This window comes from Pseudomonas sp. SC3(2021) (assembly GCF_019856535.1).
Lineage (GTDB): Bacteria > Pseudomonadota > Gammaproteobacteria > Pseudomonadales > Pseudomonadaceae > Aquipseudomonas > Aquipseudomonas monsensis.
This window is the reverse complement of sequence record NZ_CP082236.1, coordinates 967,330-991,469: the sequence shown is the minus strand read 5'-3', so window position 1 is coordinate 991,469 and position 24,140 is coordinate 967,330. Positions and strand designations below refer to the sequence as shown.

19 protein-coding genes are annotated in these 24,140 nt (G+C 62.6%); 5 read left to right on the top strand and 14 right to left on the bottom strand.

The window, feature by feature from the left end; translation table 11 throughout:
- Positions 1–127: 127 nt before the first annotated feature.
- From urtD to urtA, 4 genes are all read right to left on the bottom strand, one after another.
- Positions 128–997, bottom strand: coding sequence for an urea ABC transporter ATP-binding protein UrtD (gene urtD, locus K5Y35_RS04445; RefSeq protein ID WP_123471002.1), 870 nt, complete (start codon positions 995–997; stop codon positions 128–130).
- Positions 994–2,073, bottom strand: coding sequence for an urea ABC transporter permease subunit UrtC (gene urtC / locus K5Y35_RS04440; protein ID WP_123471004.1), 1,080 nt, complete (start codon positions 2,071–2,073; stop codon positions 994–996). Before urtC ends, urtD begins: the two co-directional genes overlap by 4 nt.
- Positions 2,073–3,575 carry an urea ABC transporter permease subunit UrtB gene (gene urtB, locus K5Y35_RS04435; protein ID WP_222833763.1) on the bottom strand — a complete coding sequence of 501 codons (1,503 nt, stop codon included), beginning with the start codon at positions 3,573–3,575 and terminating at the stop codon, positions 2,073–2,075. The genes urtC and urtB overlap by 1 nt, the downstream gene beginning before the upstream one ends.
- Positions 3,576–4,020: 445 nt before the next feature.
- On the bottom strand, positions 4,021–5,286 hold the full coding sequence (gene urtA / locus K5Y35_RS04430; protein ID WP_123471008.1) for an urea ABC transporter substrate-binding protein: 1,266 nt from the start codon (positions 5,284–5,286) through the stop codon (positions 4,021–4,023).
- Positions 5,287–5,594: 308 nt separating this feature from the next.
- Here urtA and K5Y35_RS04425 point away from each other — a divergent pair, with 308 nt between their 5' ends.
- On the top strand, positions 5,595–10,427 hold the full coding sequence (locus K5Y35_RS04425; protein WP_222833762.1) for a DUF4329 domain-containing protein: 4,833 nt from the start codon (positions 5,595–5,597) through the stop codon (positions 10,425–10,427).
- A gap of 54 nt (positions 10,428–10,481) precedes the next feature.
- On the opposite strand, the gene K5Y35_RS04420 is transcribed toward K5Y35_RS04425, so the two are convergent.
- The 10 genes from K5Y35_RS04420 to cbiE all read right to left on the bottom strand — a co-directional run bounded on the left by K5Y35_RS04420 (position 10,482) and on the right by cbiE (position 19,473).
- Positions 10,482–11,855, bottom strand: a complete 1,374-nt coding sequence (locus K5Y35_RS04420) for a PepSY-associated TM helix domain-containing protein (RefSeq protein WP_222833761.1) — start codon at positions 11,853–11,855, stop codon at positions 10,482–10,484.
- A gap of 153 nt (positions 11,856–12,008) precedes the next feature.
- Entirely contained in the window at positions 12,009–14,129 is a 2,121-nt protein-coding gene (locus K5Y35_RS04415) for a TonB-dependent copper receptor (protein ID WP_222833760.1), read from the bottom strand.
- Positions 14,130–14,214: 85 nt separating this feature from the next.
- On the bottom strand, positions 14,215–14,649 hold the full coding sequence (locus tag K5Y35_RS04410; RefSeq protein ID WP_222833759.1) for a DUF2946 domain-containing protein: 435 nt from the start codon (positions 14,647–14,649) through the stop codon (positions 14,215–14,217).
- A gap of 21 nt (positions 14,650–14,670) precedes the next feature.
- Positions 14,671–15,147, bottom strand: coding sequence for a copper chaperone PCu(A)C (locus tag K5Y35_RS04405; protein ID WP_123471016.1), 477 nt, complete (start codon positions 15,145–15,147; stop codon positions 14,671–14,673).
- A 48-nt stretch (positions 15,148–15,195) separates the two neighbouring features.
- The gene (locus K5Y35_RS04400; RefSeq protein WP_123471018.1) at positions 15,196–15,594 is read right to left on the bottom strand and encodes a DUF2946 domain-containing protein; all 399 of its coding nucleotides are present in this window, start codon (positions 15,592–15,594) and stop codon (positions 15,196–15,198) included.
- Positions 15,595–15,692: 98 nt separating this feature from the next.
- Entirely contained in the window at positions 15,693–15,983 is a 291-nt protein-coding gene (locus K5Y35_RS04395; protein ID WP_003221244.1) for an addiction module antidote protein, read from the bottom strand.
- Positions 15,984–15,986: 3 nt separating this feature from the next.
- A complete protein-coding gene (locus tag K5Y35_RS04390) occupies positions 15,987–16,241 on the bottom strand; it encodes a type II toxin-antitoxin system RelE/ParE family toxin (RefSeq protein ID WP_222833758.1) in 255 nt (84 codons plus the stop codon).
- 205 nt (positions 16,242–16,446) lie between these two features.
- Positions 16,447–17,175 carry a cobalt-precorrin-6A reductase gene (locus K5Y35_RS04385; protein ID WP_222833757.1) on the bottom strand — a complete coding sequence of 243 codons (729 nt, stop codon included), beginning with the start codon at positions 17,173–17,175 and terminating at the stop codon, positions 16,447–16,449.
- Positions 17,172–18,269, bottom strand: coding sequence for a cobalt-precorrin-5B (C(1))-methyltransferase (locus K5Y35_RS04380; RefSeq protein WP_222833756.1), 1,098 nt, complete (start codon positions 18,267–18,269; stop codon positions 17,172–17,174). The genes K5Y35_RS04385 and K5Y35_RS04380 overlap by 4 nt, the downstream gene beginning before the upstream one ends.
- Positions 18,262–19,473 (bottom strand): precorrin-6y C5,15-methyltransferase (decarboxylating) subunit CbiE, encoded by a 1,212-nt coding sequence (cbiE, locus tag K5Y35_RS04375; RefSeq protein ID WP_123471024.1) that lies wholly within the window; start codon positions 19,471–19,473, stop codon positions 18,262–18,264. The genes K5Y35_RS04380 and cbiE overlap by 8 nt, the downstream gene beginning before the upstream one ends.
- 132 nt (positions 19,474–19,605) lie before the next feature.
- On the opposite strand from cbiE, the gene cobG reads away from it, so the two are divergent.
- From cobG to cobJ, 4 genes are read left to right on the top strand one after another with little or no spacing between them, the layout of a single operon-like run.
- Positions 19,606–20,904 carry a precorrin-3B synthase gene (cobG, locus tag K5Y35_RS04370; protein ID WP_315985725.1) on the top strand — a complete coding sequence of 433 codons (1,299 nt, stop codon included), beginning with the start codon at positions 19,606–19,608 and terminating at the stop codon, positions 20,902–20,904.
- Positions 20,897–21,523 (top strand): precorrin-8X methylmutase, encoded by a 627-nt coding sequence (locus K5Y35_RS04365; RefSeq protein WP_123471028.1) that lies wholly within the window; start codon positions 20,897–20,899, stop codon positions 21,521–21,523. Before cobG ends, K5Y35_RS04365 begins: the two co-directional genes overlap by 8 nt.
- Positions 21,520–22,254, top strand: a complete 735-nt coding sequence (locus K5Y35_RS04360) for a precorrin-2 C(20)-methyltransferase (RefSeq protein ID WP_371921307.1) — start codon at positions 21,520–21,522, stop codon at positions 22,252–22,254. The genes K5Y35_RS04365 and K5Y35_RS04360 overlap by 4 nt, the downstream gene beginning before the upstream one ends.
- Positions 22,254–23,954, top strand: a complete 1,701-nt coding sequence (gene cobJ, locus K5Y35_RS04355; RefSeq protein ID WP_222833754.1) for a precorrin-3B C(17)-methyltransferase — start codon at positions 22,254–22,256, stop codon at positions 23,952–23,954. Before K5Y35_RS04360 ends, cobJ begins: the two co-directional genes overlap by 1 nt.
- The last annotated feature ends 186 nt before the right edge of the window (positions 23,955–24,140 follow it).

Sequence of the window (24,140 nt, the reverse complement as noted above, 5' to 3'; positions counted from 1 at the left end):
CTGTTGCACACAGAACCCTGTGGGAGCTGGCTTGCCAGCGATGAGGCCGGCATATCCAGCAATGATGTCGACTGATCCACCGCGATCGCTGGCAAGCCAGCTCCCACAGGTTTTGTATTCGCAAACCTTAGCGGCCGAGATAGACCTCGATCACCCGCTCGTTTTCCTGCACCTGCTCAAGCGAGCCTTCAGCCAGCACGCTGCCCTGGTGCAACACGGTGACGTGGTCGGCAATCGAGCCGACAAAGCCCATGTCATGTTCAACCACCATCAGCGAATGCTTGCCCGCCAGCGATTTGAACAGCTCGGCGGTGAACTCGGTTTCGGCGTCGGTCATGCCCGCCACCGGTTCGTCGAGCAGCAGCAGTTGCGGGTCCTGCATCAGCAGCATGCCGATCTCCAGGAACTGCTTCTGGCCGTGGGACAGCAAACCCGCCGGGCGATTGACCGAGGTGGTCAGGCGAATGGTCTCCAGCACTTCGCTGATGCGATCACGCTGCTCGCCGCTCAACCGCGCACGCAAACTGGCCCACACCGACTTGTCGGTCTTCTGCGCCAGCTCGAGGTTTTCAAACACGCTGAGGGCTTCGAACACCGTCGGCTTCTGGAACTTGCGGCCAATGCCGGCCTGGGCGATCTGCACTTCGCTCATTTGCGTCAGGTCCAGGGTTTCACCGAACCAGGCCTTGCCGTGACTGGGCCGGGTCTTGCCGGTGATCACGTCCATCAGCGTGGTCTTGCCCGCGCCGTTGGGGCCGATGATGCAACGCAGCTCACCGACGCCGATGTACAGGTTGAGATTGTTCAGGGCGCGGAAGCCGTCGAAGCTGACGCTGATGTCTTCCAGGGTCAGGATCGTGCCGTGCCGGGTGTCGAGGCCCGGGCCGACGCGTTGGCCGAGGCCGATCGAGTCGCGGCTGGTGCCCTCGTCCTTGTTCGGCTCCACCGGAAAAAACGCCGGCTCCAGCATGAATTCGGCAGTGGCTGTCACTCTCATGATTCACCTCGTTTCTTCAGCAGACCGATCACGCCTTTGGGCAGGTACAACGTCACGACGATGAACAGCGCGCCGAGGAAGAACAGCCAGTATTCGGGGAAGGCCACGGTGAACCAGCTCTTCATGCCGTTGACCACGCCGGCGCCGAGCAGCGGGCCGATCAGCGTGCCACGGCCGCCGAGGGCCACCCACACCGCCGCTTCAATCGAGTTGGTCGGCGACATTTCGCTGGGGTTGATGATGCCGACCTGCGGCACGTACAACGCACCGGCCAGTCCGCACAACACCGCGCTCAACACCCAGACAAACAGCTTGAAACCGCGCGGGTCGTAGCCGCAGAACATCAAGCGGTTTTCTGCATCGCGCAGCGCGGTCAGCACCCGGCCGAACTTGCTCTGCGCCAGGCGCCAGCCGATGAACAGACTGGCGACCAGCAACAGCACCGTGGCCAGAAACAACACCGCGCGGGTGCCCGGCTCGGTGATGCCGAAACCGAGGATCGTGCGGAAGTTGGTGAAGCCGTTGTTGCCGCCAAACCCGGTCTCGTTGCGGAAAAACAGAAGCATGCCGGCGAAGGTCAGGGCCTGGGTCATGATCGAGAAATACACACCCTTGATCCGCGAACGGAAGGCAAAGAAACCGAACACCAGCGCCAGCAGACCCGGTGCCAACACCACCAGGCACATCGACCAGACAAAGCTGCTGGTGCCGCTCCAGTACCACGGTAGTTCTGTCCACGACAGAAAAGTCATGAACGCCGGCAAGCCATCGCCGGCCGCCTGGCGCATCAGGTACATGCCCATCGCGTAACCGCCGAGGGCGAAGAACAGGCCATGGCCCAGCGACAGCAAGCCGGCGTAACCCCAGACCAGATCCAGCGCCAGGGCGACGATGGCGTAGCAGAGGATTTTGCCGACGAGCGTCAGCGTGTAGGCCGAGACGTGCAGCGCATTGTCCGGCGCCAACAACGAGAGCAACGGCAGGGCGATCAGCAGCGCGAGAATCACCGCACCGACCGCCATCGTGACTTTCGGTCCGGCCTTTTGTGTGGCCGTGACTAGCAGAGGCTGATTCATCAGTCGATCACCCGTCCTTTCAGTGCGAAGAGGCCTTGCGGACGTTTCTGGATAAACAGAATGATCAGCGCGAGGATCAGGATTTTGCCGAGCACCGCACCGATCTGCGGTTCGAGAATCTTGTTGGCGATACCCAGGCCGAACGCGGCCAGCACGCTGCCGGCCAGTTGCCCGACACCGCCGAGCACCACCACCAGGAACGAGTCGATGATGTAGCTCTGGCCGAGGTCCGGACCGACGTTGCCGATCTGGCTCAGCGCCACACCACCGAGGCCGGCGATGCCCGAGCCGAGGCCGAAGGCGAGCATGTCCACGCGCCCGGTGGGCACGCCGCAGCAGGCAGCCATGTTGCGGTTCTGGGTGACGGCGCGGACGTTGAGACCCAGACGGGTTTTGTTCAGCAGCAGCCAGGTCAGTACCACCACGAACAGGGCGAAGGCGATGATCACGATGCGGTTGTACGGCAGCACCAGATTCGGCAGCACTTGAATGCCGCCGGACAGCCACGCCGGGTTTGCCACTTCGACGTTCTGCGCGCCGAACAGCAGGCGCACCAACTGGATCAGCATCAGGCTGATGCCCCAGGTGGCGAGCAGGGTTTCCAGCGGCCGGCCATAGAGGTGACGAATCACCGTGCGTTCCAGTGCCATGCCGATCGCCGCCGTGACAAAGAACGCCACTGGCAGCGCGATCAGCGGATAGAACTCGATGGCTTGCGGGGCATAGCGCTGGAACATCAACTGCACGACATAGGTCGAGTAGGCGCCGAGCATCAGCATCTCGCCGTGGGCCATGTTGATCACCCCGAGCAGGCCGAAGGTGATCGCCAGACCGAGCGCGGCGAGCAGCAGGATCGAGCCGAGGGACATGCCGCTGAACGCCTGCCCCAACACTTCGCCGATCAACAGTTTGCGTTTGACTTGGGCGAGGCTGGTTTCGGCGGCCGTGCGCACACTGCCATCGCTTTCGACGCCGGGTTCGAGCAGGCCTTCGAGGCGGGTGCGGGCCAGTGGGTCGCCGGTTTCCCCGAGCAGGCGCACGGCGGCCAGACGCACTGCCGGGTCGGTATCCACCAGTTGCAGATTGGCCAGGGCCAGGCTCAGGGCATCGTGCACGCCGGGGTCCTTTTCGCCAGCCAGTTGCTGGTCGAGGAATTTCAGCTGCGCGGGTTTCGCGCTTTTCTGCAATTGCTGCGCGGCGGCCAGACGGATTTTGGCGTCGGCGGCGAGCAATTGGTGGCTGGCCAGCGCGGTGTCGATCAGACCCCGCAGGCGGTTGTTCAGGCGCAGGGTTTTTGGCTGGCCGTCGATCGTCAGTTCGCCTTGTTGCAAGGCATTGATCAGCTCGACACGCGCCGGCTCGGGCTGCGCGGCCCAGGCTTCCAGCAGTTTGGCTTGTTGCACGGGGTTGGCGACGACGAAGTCTTCGGCGTCGCCGGCAAAGGCAGTCATCGGCAACAGCAGTGCGATGATCAGAAACAAGCGGTATATGGCAGTGGGCATTAGTGGTGTCCTGTTCAACCGCCCCCTCACCCTAACCCTCTCCCGGAGGGAGAGGGGACTGACCGAGGTGTCTGGGCGATGTACTGTGACCTGCAAATTCGAGTCGAACTCAGGCTTTGAAATGCATGAAGATCGGCTCCCTTTCCCCTCTCCCTCATGCAATCGAGGGGACTGACCGAGGTGTCTGGGCGATGTACTGTGACCTGCAAATTCGAGCCGGACTCAGGCTTTGAAAAGCATGAAGATCAACTCCCTTTCCCCCTCTCCCTCATGCGAGGGGACTGACCGAGGTGTTTTGGATCATGTGCTGCGACCTGCAAACTCGAGTCGAACTCAAGCTTTGAAAAGCACGAAGATCAGCTCCCTTTCCCCCTCGCCCCCTGGGGGGAGAGGGTTGGGGTGAGGGGGAAAGGATCTCCGCCCCACCTCAAAGCCCAAGTCGGACTCAGTTGCTCTTCACCGCGTAATCCGGCTTCTTGTCGTTGCCCTGAATGAACGGGCTCCACGGTTGCGCGCGGATCGGCCCTTCGGTCTGCCACACCACATTGAACTGACCGTCGCTCTGGATCTCGCCGATCATCACCGGTTTGTGCAGGTGGTGGTTGGTCTTGTCCATGGTCAGGGTGTAGCCCGACGGCGCGGCGAAAGTCTGGCCGGCCAGCGCTTCGCGGACCTTGTCGACGTCGGTGGACTTGGCTTTCTCCGCTGCCTGCGCCCACATATGGATGCCGACGTAAGTGGCTTCCATCGGGTCGTTGGTCACCGCTTTGTCGGCGCCCGGCAGGTTGTGTTTCTTGGCGTAGGCCTTCCAGTCCGCGACGAATTTCTTGTTCACCGGGTTCTCGACAGACTCGAAGTAGTTCCACGCCGCGAGGTTGCCCACCAGCGGCTTGGTGTCGATGCCGCGCAGTTCTTCTTCACCCACCGAAAACGCCACCACCGGTACGTCGGTGGCCTTCAGCCCCTGGTTGGCCAGTTCTTTGTAGAACGGCACGTTGGAGTCGCCGTTGACGGTGGAGATGACCGCAGTCTTGCCACCGGCGGAGAACTTCTTGATGTTGGCGACGATGGTTTGATAGTCGCTGTGACCGAACGGGGTGTAGACCTCTTCGATGTCCTTGTCGGCGACGCCTTTGGAATGCAGGAACGAGCGCAGGATCTTGTTGGTGGTGCGCGGGTAGACGTAGTCGGTGCCGAGCAGGAAGAAGCGCTTGGCGCTGCCGCCTTCTTCGCTCATCAGGTATTCCACCGCCGGGATCGCTTGCTGGTTGGGCGCGGCGCCGGTGTAGAACACGTTCGGCGACATCTCTTCGCCTTCGTATTGCACCGGGTAGAACAGCAGGCCGTTGAGTTCTTCAAACACCGGCAATACCGACTTGCGCGACACCGAAGTCCAGCAGCCGAACACTACCGCGACCTTGTCCTGGGTCAGCAACTGCCGGCCCTTTTCGGCGAACAGCGGCCAGTTGGATGCAGGGTCGACCACCACCGGTTCGAGCATCTTGCCGTTGACGCCGCCCTTGGCGTTGATCTCGTCGATGGTCATCAACGCCATGTCTTTGAGTGAGGTTTCGGAGATCGCCATGGTGCCGGACAACGAATGCAGAATCCCGACCTTGATGGTCTCGGCGGCCTGGACAGTCCAGGTCATGCCCATCGCGGCAATGGATGCCGAGAGTGTGAAAGCCTTGATCAAACTGCGACGCTTCATTGTGCGATCTCCATGAACATTTAATTTTTCTGGTTGGCAGATGCGGACGACTGAAGGGAGGTTTGCAAGGGCTGTGCCCGGTCGGGATCCAACATGAAAATGCCGTCGCAGAGCGGTTGGGCGACGCCGCTCGCGCACCAGCAACGGACACGCTGAAGGCCGTGGTGCGCTTGTATGCGCCAGATTGGGGCGAGTGGACGGCTACAGAATTGGACACAGAAACGATAACCCTGCATCGCATGGTCCGGGCAGCGAGGCGACACACTCGTTCGCCAGTCATCCCGAATTCTTTCAGCAGGATCTTTATCATGAACGATGTGTCAGGACGCACCGAACGCGCCGCAACCCCCTCCGGCAGAACCAGACTGCCGCCACTCAGTCCGGGATTTCTCACGCAAGAGGATGCGGCGTACTGGGTGCATACGAGGATTCCGCTAAAGGCGAAAAAGGAATACGGCAGCTTGATTCTGCTGCGACCGGATGGAAAGTTCGTCGCCAGTTCACCTGTGCCCGGAGACGCAACCACCTTCGATATGAGCGTCCTCGTCGACTTCGATGCCTCCGGCGATCTCCAGCCGCCAGCAGGCTATCGTTTTGCCGCAAACGTCCACAGCCATGTCGCGTTACACGCAGAGGTTGGCGAGGCTTATCCAGAGCTGGATGAGATGGGGCTGCGGCTGTTCGTCAATTTCTTTTCCGACGTCGACTTTATGGGCGATGTCGACGGCCGGGCCTGGTTTCGCAGCGCCTATCTGTCCGGGCCTGACGGAACATTGCTCAAGTACACTGCCAGTGGTTCAGAGGCGGAGCGTGAGTATTACCGTTGGCATGAAGCAGGCGCGCGGCCGGGCCGTGAGCCATGGACGCGTGACGCGTTGAGCATCATCAATAAACTGGCCATGCTCGGTGAGCTGAAGGTCCTTGTGTCGAATGCCGACTGGGGGTACTCGGTGGGCGTCGTACCGCCTGACTGGCAACGCGGGCAGGGATTTTCCACGGGTCGGGTGACTGAGTTGCCGCTGATGACGCGCGTTTGCGTCAGCGCCGATCGGGCTGTGCTCGCTGCGTTGAAATCCAGAGGTGCGCAGACCGCCGGGCTGGTACTGAAAAAACTCACAGGCGAAGAGTATGTCGCGACCCATGCGCGTGCGGCCGGGCTGTCCGCATGGGACCCGCAGAAAATCTTTCCGGTGGGCCGTGACGGGAAATTGAAACTCCCCACAGGCTATGCGCTCGAGGGTTTTTACTGCGCCTCCCGGCCGGATCCTGTGCGCACATCCCCTGCGCAGGCGTGGCTGTACGAGAACTTCTTCACACCGCAGGAAATGGCACTGGCCATTGCAAGTCGTGGCCGCGCCCGGCATCTGGCGGCGCCCGACAGGCCGTTGGCGTTGTACCTGCAGACCCGTGATGCCGCGATGTTGAAGTACACCTTCAGCGGCGATCCGGTCGAAACCGCAATGAGCATCGAGCAAGCCGATGGCAGCGTCACCGATCCGGGACTGCAATCGAGGTTGCTGGCCGGGACACTGCGACCGCGTGAGTTCGTGTCGATCCTGGTGATCAGCGGTCGGCTGGACGTTCTGCGAGGCAGTGCGCTGTGGCCGCGGCTGGGGCGCGTAGATCTGCAATGGCAGCCCTTTGCGAATTTCCCCTGGCCAAGTCTGAGTGATGACTTCCTCTCGGCCGAGGATGCTGTTCGATATGCACACGAACAAGTCGGCAGTCGGCGTGATCGTACATTTGTCGGTTACGTCTTTCAGCGCAGCGCCGACGAGCGCTTCGTGGTCACCGAACCCCTCGCGGGTGACATTGAGACGCTTGCCTCGGGCGGTCTTTATCCGCGGGACCATCATGGGCAGACCATTTTTCCCGATGACCATGTGCTGCGCGGTCGATATGTGTCACACGGGGCGCTGTCGCAGCTCGAACCGGTGGTGATTGACAGTTTCAAGTGGACGCACGAAGAAGCGGCCCTGAGCCTGCAGATGTTGAATGTCGATGAGGTCCGGCAGGCATGGCTCGACAAAACTGCGCTTTATGTCTCAGGGGCGGCGAACAGTCTGCTCAGGTATGAACTGTCCGAGGGCGCCAGTGGCCGAGAGCTTGCCGCCCTTTTGGGGACACGTGAATATCCCGGTTCGCTGGCGTTGAAACTTGCCAGTGGTGAACTGCGACCGCAGGACTTTGTCCGCCAGCAGGCAGCGGCCGGCCGGTTGACGGTGCTGCTCGACAACCCCCTGTGGGGATATCGCGGTGATGTACCTGCAAACTGGGCCATGATGGCGGTGCCGTTGGCAGGAACATCCGTGCCGACCACGCCGGACCCTGCACTGCCCGATCAACTGCCGGCCCCCCCCGCCATGCATCCGAACAGGCCATTGGACCTATCGCCGATTTTCTCCCGTGGCGAATTTCTGTCGACATCGACGCTTGCCTGGAAACGCCCTGACAGGGTCGCCTGCGGAGCGGTTTTTCCTTCGGCGGATGAGGCGGCGCAGGATCAATCGGCGCGTGCTGCGCATTTGCAGGACGAAACCCGAGCGTTGTTCGGATTTATCCTCAAGCATCGCGAACGGGAGGAGTACGTCGCCACTGAAGGGGTGCCCGTCAACGGCCGTGGCGACAATCTGTTTCAACTGGGGACATTGTTTGGCATAGGGCATTCAGATTCCGGCTACCACTACCCGGACGGCTTCAGTCTGTACGGCAACTTTTACGTGCACCATGAGGTGAACGGTCTCGCCAGCGGGACAAGCGCGTGGCTGGCACGGCATTTCATTTCGCCGGATAACCTGACGGTGGCGATGTACTACTCGCCCAGTCGTCCGGTGCGCCCCTCTGGTCTGCCCGCCGCGTTGTATATCAGTACTCAGGACGGTGCCCTGTTGAAGTACGTAAGAAGCAGCGCGAGCAAGCTGTTCCATGACGATCTCTCCAGCCGGAGACTTGAAACCATCAAGCAAGACCTGGCATCAGGTCAGTGGCAGCCAGTGGACTTCGTCCATGAGGTTGCCGGCAGCGGTGAACTGTCTGTCCTGCGCACGAGCCTGTGTTGGGACCGGGTCGGACGGGTCAGCAGTGCCTGGAAACCCTTCGCGAACCTCGAGCGTCGCTGGCTCGGCCCGGTGTTCCAGAGTGCTGACGATGCGGCGGTACATGCCCGTCTGCAAGTGCCGGCCTCCGCCGACGGTCCTTATGGCGGAGTGATTCTGAAAACCGCCGAAGGCCTGTTCGTTGCCACGTTGCCGATCAAGGTGTCCCGGGAAAATTTCGATGTCACCGAGGTGTTCCCGTACGAAAGTATCAGTGCCGGACTGGCTCCGGCAGACTGCTACATCGTTGCACGTTACCGCTCGAGAGTCCGGCGAGAACTGTCGGTGATTTTTTCCGGAGCCGACAAGCAGCTTTACCTGAATATGCTGTCGGTCGACACCGTCTACTCGGCATTCAACCGCACGATGCCGGGGACGTGGGACGAATACCTGTTCGCGCCCGACGGTTCGTTGATTCGCTATCAGGCAGGCCTTTGGGACCGCGTGCTCGCCGACCTGTCACAATCCCTGACCGACACCGGCCATGTACCTCCTTCGCTTGATGCCGAGACCGTCAGGCAGCGCATCCGCAGCGGCGCATTGAAGATGGATAAATGGGTCGGCTCGCTGGCCGAGTCCGGCTATTTGCACGTGGTGGTCGGCAGCGATATTTGGGGCGCGCCCCGTCATGTCACTCGCTGGGTGCCCTTCGCTGCGGATTTGCTGCCCATTGCCGATTACCACAAAGCCACCCATGCACCGGTCTGCAGTCCATTGTTCATTCAGGCCGATGCCGCCGCCACGTATGTTCATGAGGCGGTCGTGAGCCGCGATACGCTGACCTTCGGTTTTATCCTGCGCTCCGAGAGCAATGCGTTCATTGCCAGCCTGCCGATTGCGGCGCAGGGTTCGCGGCTGGCGCTGGACCGGGTCTTCGAGCAGGGGCGGATACACTACGGTCATGGGCTGGAGGCTATTTATCTGCGAGCATCCTTTCCGCCGTTGGGCGCGCGGCACAATGACGTGCGCAGTGTGTTTCTTTCACCGACCGATGTCTTGCAAGCCTGCCGACGGGCCAACACGCCCCAGGGCTATTTACCCATCTACATTTCCTGCGCCGACGGGGCACTGTTGAGATTGCAACTGCATGCCTTCGAACCCGGTGAGTTCTACGACAGGCACGGGCAGATCGAACTGCGCCCCAACACGTTCGATTCGCCCGCGCAGGCGGCGAACGATGAGCGTGACATGGCCAAAGGCACGTTCGTGATTGCCGATTACGTGCGTCGAATGGCCCGGGCGGGCAAGCTCGACGTGCTGCAAACCAGCGAGTATTGGTCGCGCCTGGGCTGGATTCGCGAGGAAAGAGAACCTGTCGAGGGCGAGACTGCCGACGATGAAAGATGGCGCAACCATCCGGAGCCCGCGTTGGGGCCGGTGTTCCATCACGCCGACGATGCCGCCCGCCATGCCGGCAGTCGAACCGGCGAACCGGTCATCGACCGAGGGTACGAAGGGGCGATACTGGCGCACAGCACGAGCAATCGCTTTGTCCCGCTCGAACCGGTTGCCGTTTCGGCGCGTCAAAGCCGCCCGCTGGCACGGATATTCCGCGCCTCCACGGATCCGTCGACCGGTTGGCGCAACCCCGCCCCGCGATACCCTGAGGGCTTTTCCCTGGTTGCCAGTCATCAACTGCACCTGTCCGGGAACACCTCGCTTGGTGTCGATTCGGAGCACGTGCAGGCCAACTTTGCCTCGCCGGCTCAGCTACAGGCGCATACCCATCAGCTCAAGGATCAGGGTTTCGCGATCCAGACCTACTACTTTTCCACGCCCCACGGCGTTTTGCTCAAGTACATCCCGGTCTATACAGCCGCCGAGAGGAAGTTGCTGTCGACCCGGCAGGTGGCGTATGAAAAGGGCCGATGGGTCACACGGCTGAGCCCCGGCGAGTTCATTTCCAGGCTTGGGGCGCTGGGCGAACTGTCAGTACTGGTCGCCGGCCACTACTGGCGCCAGACCGGGCGACAGGGTGCCACCTGGCCGATTGGCCGTCAGCAAACGCCCAGCCCGGGCATTGTTCGCCGCAGGGATGAGTTGTAGGCGCCGATCAAGGCCGCTTGACGCGGGTGACAGGTGTCACCCGCGTGCAAGGGGTCAACCGGGCAGATCTGCCGTTTGCTGACCGAGTCGCGCCAGCAAAAACCGATCCAGCAACCACACCACCACCAGCGAAGCCCCCACCAACGGAAACACCACCGCCAGCGCGAGCATGATCACCACGCCGGTTTTCCATTTCGGCAAGTCATGGCGCAGCGGTGGTACGCCGAATTTGCCCTGTGGTCGGCGCTTCCACCAGATCACCACGCCACTGACGGCACTGAGCAGAATCATCAGGCAGATCAGCAGCACGACGATCTGGTTGAAGGTGCCGAACATCTTGCCTTCGTGGAGCATCACGCCGATTTCCGTGGCGCGGGCCACCGCGCCGTACTGTTCGAATCGCACATCGGCCAGCACCTTGCCGGTGTATTGATCGACGTGCAGGGTGGCGTCGTTGCGCGGGTCATCGGCGAACACGGCAATGGTGAATACCCCGGTGGCGGTCTTCGGCAGGGTGATGCTGTAGCCCGGCTCGACCTTGCGTTCAATCGCGATGTTCTGCACGTCTTGCAGGCTGATGGCCGGCGCAGCGGGGCCGTGTTGCATGGCGCCGTGGGCCATGTGTTCGGCATGGTCGCCGGACATCGGCATCGGCGTGTTTTCCATCGCCCACGGCACGGTCTGGCGCGCGGCGTTGTTGAGGCTGCCGGCCTCGACGTCGGAGGTCGGCACGTTGTTCCACATGGCGGCGGGGAACACGTTCCAGACCTGGGCGTACTGCTTGCCCCAGAACCCGGTCCAGGTCATGCCGCTGAGCAGCATCACCAGCAGCAATGCCGCGCCCCAGAACCCGGTGACCGCGTGCAGATCACGCCACAACACGCGCCAGCGGCTGTTCAGCCGAGGCCACAAAATGCCCGCGGCCTGACCGCGCGGCCACCACAGGAACACCCCCGACACCACCAGCACCACGCCCCAACCGGCGGCCATTTCGATCAGGCGATCACCGACCGTGCCGATCATCAACTCGCCGTGAATGGCGCGGGCGATGGCTTGCAGATTCCGCTTGGCATCCTGCTCGCCAAGGATGTCGCCATGGTAGGGGTCGATGAACACGTTGAGTTCGTGGTCAGCGTTCTTGACCACGAACTGCGCGCTGCGTCCGGCGTTGGCCGGCGGCAGGTACTGGGTGATCTGGCCCTGTGGATAGGCGCTTTTCACCCGTTGCAGCAAGTCATCGGCGGGCACGCTGTGGTGACCGACCGGGACGTTGAGCAGGCTGCTGTACATCAGTGAATCGAGTTGCGGTTTGAACAGATAGATGATGCCGGTCAGGGCCAGCATCACCATGAACGGGGCGACGAAGAGACCGGCGTAAAAATGCCAACGCCAGGCCAGGTTGTAGAAATTCGGTTTGGGCTGTTTCATCACGTGTGCTCCGCTTGGCTTGGATCTTTTAGTTGTTCTGCAACCCTTGTGGGAGCGAGCTTGCTCGCGAAGGCGTCGTATCAGGCTGCATCTATGTTGGATGTGCCGTTCCCTTCGCGAGCAAGCTCGCTCCCACAGGGTGGGATTTGACTGTTAGAAGCTCATGTCGACCTTGGTCCAGAGCGTGCGCCCCGGTTCATTGATCGCTTGCGGGTCGTTGGCCGGGTAGCCGAATCCGGCGTTACCCGCCAGGTTCAGGTGTTCGGCGTAAGCCTTGCCGAACAGGTTGTCGACGCCGCTGCTGACCTTCCAGTTTTTGTTGATCCGATAGGCGCCGTTGAGCGAGAAGACGCCAAAGCCGCCGCTCTTGTCGTAGTCCTTGCCGACGACGTTGCCCTTGTTCTGGTCGATGCGGTGTTGCGCCGCGACCACCCGCCACAGCGCCCCGGCGCTCCAGTTGTCTTCGCTGTAGGTGAGGCCGAAACGCGCATCCAGCGGCGGCATTTGCGGCAGGGCTTTGCCATCGCTGCTGTTTTTGCCCCAGGCGTAGGCCAGGGTCGCGTCGGCTTTCCAGTGATCGGTGAGCTTGTACGCTGCACCGAGTTCGCCGCCCATGATTCGCGCGTCGATGTTCTCCGCGCGCGAGCTGCTCATGCCCATCATCGTCGGCGTGTAGTCGAACAGGATGTAGTCGCGCACCACGCCGATGTAGCCCGAAGCCCAGGCTTCAAGGTCGGCATTTTTGTAGTTCACGCCGAAGTCGAGCTGGGTGGTTTTCTCCGGTTTGATCGAGTCGAACGCATTCACCGAACCGGCCGGGCCGGACTTCGGTGAAAACAGTTCCCAGTAATCCGGGAAACGCTGCGCGTGGCCGAAACCGGCGTAGAGGGTGGTCGGGCTGTCAGCCAGGTCGTGCTCGTAACGGACAAACCCGCTGGGCAGGGTGTCGGCACGGGTGTCGTCGGCGGTCGGGTTCGGCCGGCTCATCATTCCGGAACCGGTGGTCTGCCGATAATCCTTGGCCGAAGCGCGGTCGACCCGCACGCCGGTGATCAGGCGATCACGGTCGGCGGCGTACCAGGTCATTTCGCTGAACACGCCGTAGTTATGGAAATCGGCGTCCTTGGTGTACGGCAGGTCCTTGTAGGTGTCGATGCCCATCGCGCTGCGTTGGCGATGTTCGTTGGTCTGTGCGTCGAGCCCGGTGATCAACTGGATGTCGGCCCAGCGCCAGGTCGCCTTGATCCGCGCGCCGAGGGTGCGCCGGTCGACGTTGGACGCCATGGGCCCGGCCATCATCCCGGTGCCGGACGGCGTGCGCAGGGTGTAGTTGTCCATCACGTGGTCGGCGTAGTTGTAGTAGACCTGCGCTTCGAGTTTTTCCAGCACATCCGTGATGTTGGACTTTTCGAAGCGCAGGCCGAGGCTTTCGCGCAGGAACTGCGAACCGTCCATGCCGCGTCCGGCGTAGCGCGCCTCGCCGTCGCCCTTGCCGGCGGTGAGTTCGATCAGGGTGTCGGCGTCCGGGGTCCAGCCGACGGCGATGTCACCGTTCCACTTGTCGTAGCGCGAGGCGACGATGTCATTGTTGCCGTCGCGGTAGTCATCGGAGTGCGCGGTATTGCCGATCACCCGCACGTAACCCAACGGCCCCCCGGCCGCAGCGTCGACGACTTTGTCGAAGCGGCCGTGGGAACCGGCGAGGATACTCGCATTCACTCGCGTACCGAGTTCACCGAAACTCTCCGGCTCTCGGTCGAAAAGGACGGTGCCGGCCGACGCGCCGGGGCCGTACAGCACGGTTTGCGGGCCTTTGATCACCGTGAGTTTGTCGTAAGTTTCCGGCGAGATGTACGAGGTAGGCGCGTCCATCCGGCCCGGGCAGGCGCCGAGCATCATGCTGCCATTGGTGAGAATGTTCAGGCGCGAACCGAACATGCCGCGCAGCACCGGATCACCGTTAGTGCCGCCATTGCGCACCAGGGCGAAACCGGGAATGGTTTTCAGGTAATCACCGCCATCGCTGGCCGGCACCGGTTGGCGCGGGTCCTTGGGATTGGTGACGATAGTCAGCGGCGAGCTCGGGGCGAGGGCGGTGATCACCGTTGGACTGAGTTCTTCGTTGTGACCGGCGTGATCATCGGCCAGCACCAGCGGGGACAGCAGGACGCCGCAAAGGACGGCGGTAGCGTGCGAGAAACGAATACGCGATGCGTTCAGCGCGAAGGACGCCTGAGCTGCGCTCAAACGTGGAACAGCGGAAAACCTGGACATGACAATTTCCATCAAACAGTCGTAAACGACACGGACGGCAGCCTGGAGCTGTCTTTTCAACCGTGTGCAATCAAAGGTGCGGTGTTTACGCGGCGACGGGCGGGGCGCGGGTGCGGGCGCCAGGGAAGAAGGTTCGCCGGGCATGACCCAGGCGCGGGGAGGGCGGGGTGAAAGTGTTGACGTGGGCGATGCTGAACGTGGTGAAACTGCCACCACCGGTCAGCGCCGGGCAATTGAACAGCAGGCTGCAATAACCGCATTTTTCCCACAGAACGTGGTGCGAGGATTGCGGCGGGCAATGTTCGGCGCCGGGCTGCGCGTCTTGACCACCGTGATCCATGCCGGGCATGTCGATGCTCATCGACATGGACGTCGAGGCGTGTTGATCCATCGGCATCGACTGAGAAATCAGCGGGCCGATGAAGATCATCATCATGGCGAACAGGGCGATCCAGCTACCGCGGGTCAGAGTCTGGCTCTGGCGATGCCTGCTGGACGCCCCGGCGCGTTGCGGGCGCACGGGCGTGGTCAGCCGGATCGGTTACTGGGCGTGATCGTGCGTCTTGGTTTCCGCTGGCTTCTTCTGCACGGCAACCTCGACGGTCACGTTACCGGCCTTCTCGAAATGCAGGGTCAGCGGGAAGCGTTTGCCATCGCTGAGCAGGCTGCGGTCTTTGGGGTTGAGCAGCATCACGTGATAGGCCATCGGCGCGAACGTCACCTTGCCGCCGGCAGGGATCACCACGTTGGGCACCTGCTGCATTTTCATCAGATCGCCCTGCATTACATGCTCATGCAGCTGCGCTTGGTCAGTGATCGGCGAATCGACGCTGAGCAGGCGGTCGTCGGTCTTGCCGGGATTGCTGATCACAAAGTAAGCGGCAACGGTCGGCGCATTGGGCGGCAGTTCCTGCGACCACGGGTGAGCGATTTCCAGCTCGCCGGCCTTGTATTCGTGGGCATGGGCGAAGCACGCAGGCAGCAACAGCGCAGCGATGACGAAGAGTTTGTTCAACATGGCAGTTCTCCAGAACGATTTGATACGCAGGTCAATTGCGAGAACAAATCAAACCAGAGGCGAGGCGCGGGGGTTGAGGCTCGGCCATTGCTGGCGCGGTGTCGGTGTTTGCAACGAGGGTGGCGCCACGCTGCGATTGCTTTCGTAGCGGGCGAAATACAACTGCGGTGTATGACCCGGCAACGCCACCAATGGCGCCGAGCCCGAGCAGCACCAGCAATGCTGCATGTTCGAATGAGTGTCGTTGTTCGGGGCCTTCTGATCGGTGGCGCCGATGTCGATCGCCACCATCTTCGTCCCGCTGCCGGTGCAGAAACTGCTCCACAGCAATTGTTCGGCCGGTGAACTGGCCGCCTGCGCCATCGCCCCGGTCATCGGCATGGCGAGCATGTTGAACAGCACTGCGAAGCAGGCGATCCAGGCAAATGCGAGCCGGTGTCGGTTCATGGGACAGATCCGTTGGGTGGGCGATCAGGCGCGGGCTATTTAGCCTGATCAGGGCCGATAAGTAAAAAGGCGTCGTGCGGTTTGGTGTCGCAGATCAATCAAACCGCGACGGCGTGCAATCTCAAACCCAAAGCCTTCATGACCTTCATGATAGTTGCGAATTCGGGGTTACCAGTGCTGCTCAGCGCTTTATAGAGACTTTCACGACCCAGGCCGGCATCACGTGCCACCTGTGTCATGCCCTGAGCTCGGGCTATGTCATTCAGTGCTGCACGGATGAGTACGCCATCGCCTTCATCATCGTCAAAGCAAGCGTCCAGATACGCCGCCATATCCTCGGGAGTTTTGAGGTATTCGGCGGCGTCGAAACGGGTGAATTTTTCGGTCATGACTTACTCCTCATTACCGATGCTATGTGCCATTTGTACGGCGCGCTTGATATCACGCCGTTGTGTCGATTTATCGCCCCCGATCAAAAGCAGATAAATCACGTCGTCTCGACGAGTGAAGGACATCCTGTAACCAGGACCGTAGTGAACACGCATTTCGTAAACGGTGTCACCGACAAAACCGTAATCGCCAAAGTTGCCATGTTCGGCTGCTCGAAGTCTGGAGATGATTCGGCCTTTGCCGATGATGTCTTTCAACGAGTCGAGCCATTCGGAAAATACATGGGATCGTTCAAGTCGATCATGTCAGGGTCGTATTCCTTGGGATACAGTCTGGCAAGCCGCTTTTCTGCGGTTGTCTGCCTGTATGGATTAAAGGAACCGAAGTATTGGGCGAGGGGAAGCGAAGACCAGTCGGCTGCTTCCTCAAAACAAGCCGGTTAATTCGCAGATAAATTTGAAATCAGGAAAAGTCTGACGTGAGCAGTGCATTAAGGACTTCAGACGTCGTCAGAAACTCCCGATCAACCCCCGGCAACACCGGCCGCTTCAACACCAGCACCGGCACTCCCAACTCCCGCGCCACTTCCAGCTTCGGCTCGGTCGCGGTGCTGCCGCTGTTCTTGCTGATCAGCACATCAATTTGCCGGCGCTCAAACAGCGCACGCTCGTCTTCCAGCAGAAACGGCCCACGGGCGCCGATGACTTCGCAGCGTTCGTTGCCGGGGTAGACGTCGAGGGCGCGCAGGGTCCAGAACTGCTCGCTGGGGATTTCGTCGAGGTGTTGCAGTGGCTCGCGGCCGAGGGTGAACAACGGGCGGCGGAACGGTTTGAGGGCTTCGGTCAGTTCGGCCCAGTCGCTGACCTCGCGCCAGTCGTCACCCGCTTGCGGCTGCCACGCGGGGCGGCGCAGGGCCCAGCAGGGGATGCCGGCCTGGCGCGCGGCGAGGGCGGCGTTATGGCTGATTTGCGCGGCGTAGGGGTGGGTGGCATCGAATAGCAGGTCGATGCCTTCCGCGCGAATGAACTGCGCCAGCCCTTCGGCGCCGCCGTAGCCGCCGACACGCACCTGGCAGGCCAGGTCGGTCGGCACCCGGCCCACGCCGGCCAGGCTGTAAATATGTTCTGGCCCCAGCGTGCGGGCGATGGCCAGCGCTTCGGTGACACCGCCGAGCAACAGCATCCGCTTCATGCAAAACCTCCGGCGTGGCCGACAATGCCGCCCTGACGATCAATCGCAAACACCTCGACCTGCACCTGCGTCGGTACCACGCTGCGGGCGAAATTCAGCGCATGGCGGCAGACCTCATCACCGAGCGCAATCCCCGCCGCACTGGCCATCGCCAAGGCTTGCTGACTGGTATTGGCCTCACGAATGCCTTGCTGCAACGCCTCATCGGCGCCAATCGCCGCCGCCCATTCCGCCAGTTGCGGCAAGTCGATACTGGAATGCCGCGAGTGCAAATCCATGTGCCCCGCTGCCAGTTTGCTGATCTTGCCGAAGCCGCCGCACAGGCTGAGTTTATCCACAGGCACTTTGCGCAGATGCTTGAGCACCGCGCCGACGAAGTCGCCCATTTCGATCAGGGCGATTTCCGGCAGGTCGTAGACCCGGCGCATGGTGTCTTCGCTGGCGTTGCCGGTGCAGGCGGCGATGTGCAGATAGCCGTTAGTCCGGGCGACGTCGATGCCCTGGTGGATCGAGGCGATGTACGCCGCGCAGGAGAACGGCCGGACGATGCCGCTGGTACCCAGAATCGACAGGCCACCGAGAATGCCCAGGCGCGGATTCATGGTTTTCAGCGCCAGCGCTTCGCCGCCCTCGACGTTGACCGTGACCTCGAAACCGCCGGCATAACCGGTTTCTTCAGCGAGCAGGGTCAGGTGATCGCTGATCATCTTGCGCGGCACCGGGTTGATGGCCGGTTCGCCCACGGCCAGCACCAGCCCTGGCCGGGTCACCGTGCCGACCCCCAGGCCGGCATTGAAGCGAATGCCCGGTTCCGCCATCAGCCGCACTTGCGTATAGAGCAACGCACCGTGGGTCACGTCGGGATCGTCGCCGGCATCCTTGATCGTCCCGGCCTCGGCGCCGTCGGCGGTCAATCGGCAGAACTCCAGACGCATCTGCACCTGTTTGCCTTTGGGCAAGACGATTTGCACGGCATCCGCCGCGACGCCGCCCAGCAGCAGGCGTGCCGCCGCGAGACTGGTGGCGGTGGCGCAACTGCCGGTGGTCAGCCCGCTGCGCAGGGGGGCGGGTTGTTCGCCGGTCTCGTCACGCATCGCGGGGTTTGACCAGGTCGAGCAGCGTGATCGGCAGCGCCTGGCGCCAGGTGTCGAACTCGCCAAGCGGCTGCGCCTGGGCCACGTGAATGCGCGTCAGCTCGCCGCCGTGGCGTTCCCGCCAGTGCATCAGGGTGATTTCGCTTTGCAGGGTCACCGCGTTGGCGACCAGTCGCCCGCCGGGTTTGAGCTGCTCCCAGCAAGTCTCGAACACGCCTTCACGGGTCACACCACCGCCGATGAAGACGGCGTCCGGACGATCCAGCCCGGCGAGGGCATGCGGTGCCTTGCCGCGAATCAGTTGCAGGCCGGGCACGCCCAGTGCATCGCGGTTGTGTTCGATCAGTGTCTGCCGGCCCTCATCTGCCTCGATGGCGATGGCGCGGCAACTCGGGTGCGCGCGCATCCATTCGATGCCGATCGAGCCGCACCCGCCGCCCACGTCCCACAGCAGTTCACCGGGGATTGGCGCGAGGCGGGCGAGGGTGATGGCCCGCACATCGCGTTTGGTCAGTTGACCGTCGTGCTGAAACGCCGAGTCCGGCAGCCCGGCCAGCCGCGACAGGTGCGGGGCGTGTGCGTCGGCGCGGCATTCAATGGCGATCACGTTCAGATCGGCAATCGGCGGGTTGGCCCAGTCATGGGCGTTGCCCGCGATGCGCCGCTCGGCGTCGCCGCCCAGATGTTCCAGCACCCACATCCGGCTCGCGCCGAAACCGCGCTCGCGCAACAGCTGCGCGACCGCCGCCGGGCTCTGTCCGTCGTTGCTCAGCAACAACAGCCGCACGCCACTGGACAACGGCGCATTCAGCGCCGCCAGCGGCCGGGCCACCAGCGACAGCGTCACCACGTCCTGCAATGGCCAGCCAAGTCGCGCGGCGGCCAGTGCGCAGGAGGACGGCGCCGGCAGAATCAGCATCTCGTCGCTCGGCAGTTGCCGCGCGAGGCTGGCGCCGACGCCATAAAACATCGGGTCACCGCTGGCCAGCACGCAGATCGCCTCCCCACGCCGCTCCAGCACCGGGGCGAGGGCGAACGGGCTCGGCCACAACTGCCGCTCGGCGCGGATGCACACCGGGAGCAAATCCAGCTGCCGCTGGCCGCCGACGATCCGCGAGGCGCCCATCAGGGCACGCCGGGCATTTTTGCCCAGGCCCTTGAAGCCGTCTTCACCGATTCCCACAACCGTCAGCCAGGGTGACATCTATATTCCTCTAAACACGCCGTTCCGACGGGCAGACTTTTCATGCCGCCGGACAAAGCAGGCATAATACCGCGCCTTCGCCCGCGAAGCGCCTTTCCCACGCAGCCGGTCAGCCCCTTGAACGAACGCCCGATGTCCACCGCCTTACGCCCCTCGGCCTGCCCGGGGTTGTTGCGCATTGTCCAGGCGCTGGACGGCGGCATCTGCCGGATCAAGCTCAATGGCGGTGCGATCAGCGCTGAGCAGGCCGATGCAGTGGCCGATGCTGGCGCACAGTTCGCCGGCGGCGTGATCGAGGCGACCAATCGCGCCAATCTGCAGATTCGCGGGATCGGTCAGCAGAGCGCGGCACTGATCGACACCCTGCTGGCTGCGGATCTCGGGCCACGCACTGCTGCCAGCGACGATGTGCGCAACCTGATGCTCAGCCCAGCCGCCGGCATCGACCGGCAGATGCGCCTCGACACCCGTGCACTGGCCGGACAGATTCTCGACACACTGCAAAGCCATCCACGTTTCCATGCGTTGAGCGCCAAGTTCGCCGTGCAACTGGACGGCGGCGAAGCGCTGGCGATGCTCGAACATCCCCATGATCTGTGGTTGTCGGCGTTCGAACGCGACGGTGAAACGTTGCTGGCGTTCGGTCTGGCCGGATGTCCGACGGATCCCGCGATCGCTGCCGTGTCGCTGGAAAACGGCCATGCCTTGGTGGTGGCGGTGCTGGAGTTGTTCCTTGAGTTGGCCCGACCCGAGCAGACGCGTATGCGCCATTTGCTCGACGAACTGCCGCTGCTGGCGTTTCTCGAACAACTGAGATCACGCCTGCCGATCACCGCTATCCGCGATTGGCAGCGCCCCCTGTCAGCGGACAATCTGCACATTGGCGTTCATCCGCAAAACACCGCGGGTCTGGTTTACATCGGTGCCGTTCCGCCGCTGGGGCGCCTCGATCCAGCGATGCTGCGCGGTGTCGCACACCTGGCCCGCCAGTTCGGCGATGGCAGCCTGCGCTTCACCCCTTGGCAAAGTCTGCTGCTACCGAATGTGCAGGCAACCGACGCGGCTGCCGTCCTGGCGGCGTTTGAGCAACTGAACCTGCTGACCCGATCCCGCGAGCCGCTGGCACACCTGATTGCCTGCACCGGCTCCAACGGCTGCGGCAAAGGACTGGCCGACACCAAGCAGGATGCCCGGCGGCTGGCGAGGTTGTTGCCGCAAGCACTGGATGTGCACCTCACCGGCTGCCCGCGCTCCTGCGCCGCCGCGCACCGTGCACCGGCCACCTTGCTGGCGGTCAGCCCCGGTCATTACGACCTCTATTTTCGCGATGCAACGCTGCCGGGTTTCGGCACGCTGCACGCACGCAACCTTACTATTGAAGCGGCCGCGACCCTGCTCGACGCCCGCTCCCGGAGCCCCCTTGATGCTTGATTACATCCGCGACGGTCAGGAGATCTATCGCAACTCCTTCGCGATCATTCGCCGCGAGGCCAATCTGGCGCGCATCCCGGCCGATCTGGAAAAACTTGCGGTGCGGGTGATCCACGCCTGCGGCATGGTCGAGGCCGTCGACGGTCTGCAGTTTTCCGAAGGTGCCGGCAAGGCCGGGCGTGATGCGCTGGCCGCCGGTGCGCCGATCCTCTGTGATGCGCGGATGGTCTCCGAAGGCGTGACCCGCGCGCGCCTGCCGGCCAACAACGAAGTGATCTGCACCTTGCGCGACGACAGCGTGCCGGAGCTGGCCCGTGAGCTGGGCAACACCCGTTCCGCTGCGGCGCTGGAACTGTGGCGTCCACACCTGGAAGGCAGTGTGGTGGTGATCGGCAATGCGCCGACCGCACTGTTCTATCTGCTGGAAATGCTCGACGCCGGCGCACCAAAACCGGCGCTGATCCTCGGCTTCCCGGTGGGCTTCGTCGGCGCCGCCGAATCGAAAGCCGCACTGGCCGCCGACAGCCGTGGCGTACCGTTCGTGATCATGCAGGGCCGCCTCGGTGGCAGCGCCATGGCGGCCGCCGCCGTCAATGCCCTCGCCACGGAGATCGAATGATGCAGGCCAAAGGACGTTTGATTGGCCTGGGCGTCGGCCCCGGTGATCCGGAGCTGATTACCGTCAAGGCCCTGCGCCTGCTGCGCGAATCGCCGGTGGTGGCGTACTTCGTGGCCAAAGGCAAAAAAGGCAACGCATTCGGCATCATCGAAGCGCACCTGCAAGCGGCGCAGAATCTGCTGCCGCTGGTGTACCCGGTGACCACCGAAGCGCTGCCGGCGCCATTGTCCTACGAACAAGTGATCAGCGATTTTTACGATGAAGCTGCCGAAACCGTCGCGGCGCATCTGGATGCCGGCCGTGATGTGGCGGTGATCTGTGAGGGCGATCCGTTCTTCTACGGCTCCTACATGTACCTGCATGACCGGCTGGCCACGCGTTACGAAGCGCAGGTGGTGCCGGGTGTGTGCTCGATGCTTGGCGGCGCCTCGGTGCTGGGTGCGCCGCTGGTGTATCGCAATCAAAGCCTGTCAGTGCTTTCCGGTGTGTTGCCGCACGAAGAATTGAAGCGACGTCTGGCCGATGCCGACGCGGCAGTGATCATGAAGCTGGGGCGCAACTTCCCCAAAGTACGTCAGGTGCTCGAAGAGCTGGGCCTGGCCGAGCGCGCGCTGTACGTCGAACGCGCGACCATGGCCAACCAGAAGATCGTGCCGATGGATCAGGTCGAGCCGATGTCCTCGCCGTACTTCTCGCTGATCATTGTGCCGGGCGAACGGTGGCAAGGCTGATGACTCAATCCACCCCCGCTATTGTCATTCTCGGTCAGGCCAGCCTGGCCACCGCCCGGCGCATCCAGCAGGTGTATCCGGCAGCGCAGATCCATGGCCTGGCTGGCCGTGTCGAGGGCGCCGACCTGGTGTATCAGGCGTTCGGCGAGACCCTGCGCGAGTTGTATCAACAGGACACGCCGATCATTGCCTTGTGCGCCGCCGGGATTGTCATCCGCACACTGGCGCCGCTGCTGCTGGAAAAGGGCGCCGAACCTGCCGTGCTTGCGGTGGCCGAAGACGGCAGCGCCGTCGTGCCGCTGCTTGGCGGATTGGGCGGGGTGAATGTCATGGCGCGTGACATTGCTGCCGGATTACAGGTGACGGCGGCCATTACCACCAGTGGCGAATTGCGGTTTGGTACCTGCCTGCTCAATCCACCCAGTGGCTACGCGTTGGCTGATCTGGAGGCGGGCAAGCGTTTCGTCTCCGATTTGCTCGCCGGGCACAGCGTACGCATCGAAGGTGCGGCGCCGTGGCTGGATCAGGCGCAGTTGCCGCAAGACCCGCAGGCGCAGCGTGCCATTCATGTTGGCAGCGGCGTACGCGCGGCGAGCGCGGATGAGTTATTGATCTATCCACGCAGTGTCGCGGTGGCGGTCAGCGCCGCCGTTGACGATGTGGCAAATGCTGTACGCGCCAGCTTGCAGCAGGCGAAAGTTGCGCTGCAATCGCTGGCCTGTCTGGTCGCAGCCGATAGCGAAATCGCCTCTGCGAACCTGCGTGAAGCGGCGCTCGAACTGGGTGTGCCGCTGCGCTTTGTAGCGGCGCAACCGGACAGCGAAGCCCTTGTGCGCGCCGCCGTGCCCGGGACTGCCGTGGTTACCGCCAACGGCTTGGCCATCGCGGTTGCCGAGCAGCCGTTGCAGGTGTCGAGCATCGGTCGCCCGCGCGGGCGTCTGGCGGTGATCGGCCTCGGCCCCGGCGCTGCCGAACTGATGGTGCCGGCGGTCAAGGCTGAATTGGCCCGCGCCACCGACGTACTCGGTTATGAAACCTACGTGCGCATGGCCGGCCCGTTTCGCGACGATCAGGTGCAACACTGCACCGACAACCGCGAAGAGATGCAACGTGCCCGCCACGCCTTCCGCCTGGCCGCTGCCGGCCGTTCGGTGATCGTCGTGTCGTCCGGCGATCCGGGGGTGTTCGCCATGGCGGCGGCGGTGCTCGAAGCGCTGCATGAATCGAACGATCCGGCCTGGCACAGCGTCGATCTGGAAATCCTGCCGGGTGTTTCAGCGTCTCTCGCAACCGCCGCGCAGGCCGGCGCGCCGCTGGGTCATGACTTTTGCGTGATGTCGCTGTCGGACAACCTCAAACCGTGGTCGATCATCGAGAAGCGTCTGGATCTGGCCGCAGAAGCGGACCTGGCACTGGCCTTCTATAATCCGATCTCGCGTGCCCGCCCGTGGCAGCTGGGACGCGCACTGGAGATCGTCGCCCGCCATCGCGTGCCGCAAACCCCGGTGGTGCTGGGGCGCGATATCGGGCGTCCGGGGCAGACGTTGCGCACAACAACCCTGGGCGAATTGACGCCGGACCAAGTGGACATGCGCACCATGGTGCTGATCGGTTCTTCGACCACTTGCACGTTCGCGCGCGCCGATGGAAAGACATGGGTTTACACGCCTCGTTGGTATGGTGAAAAGCCTGTTGGTTGATAATAGTGGCGGTAAACGCCGAGCCAAGTTGTAAGTAACTTCCCTTGGCGTGACATGCAGTTAATCTTTTGAGTTGAATAATTAGTTTGAATGAAAAAGCCGCCAATCATATTGATTGGCGGCTTTTTGCGTGCGGTGGCAGGATAAATGGAAAGTTAAATATATTGCCGGGTCATTCGCGCGGGC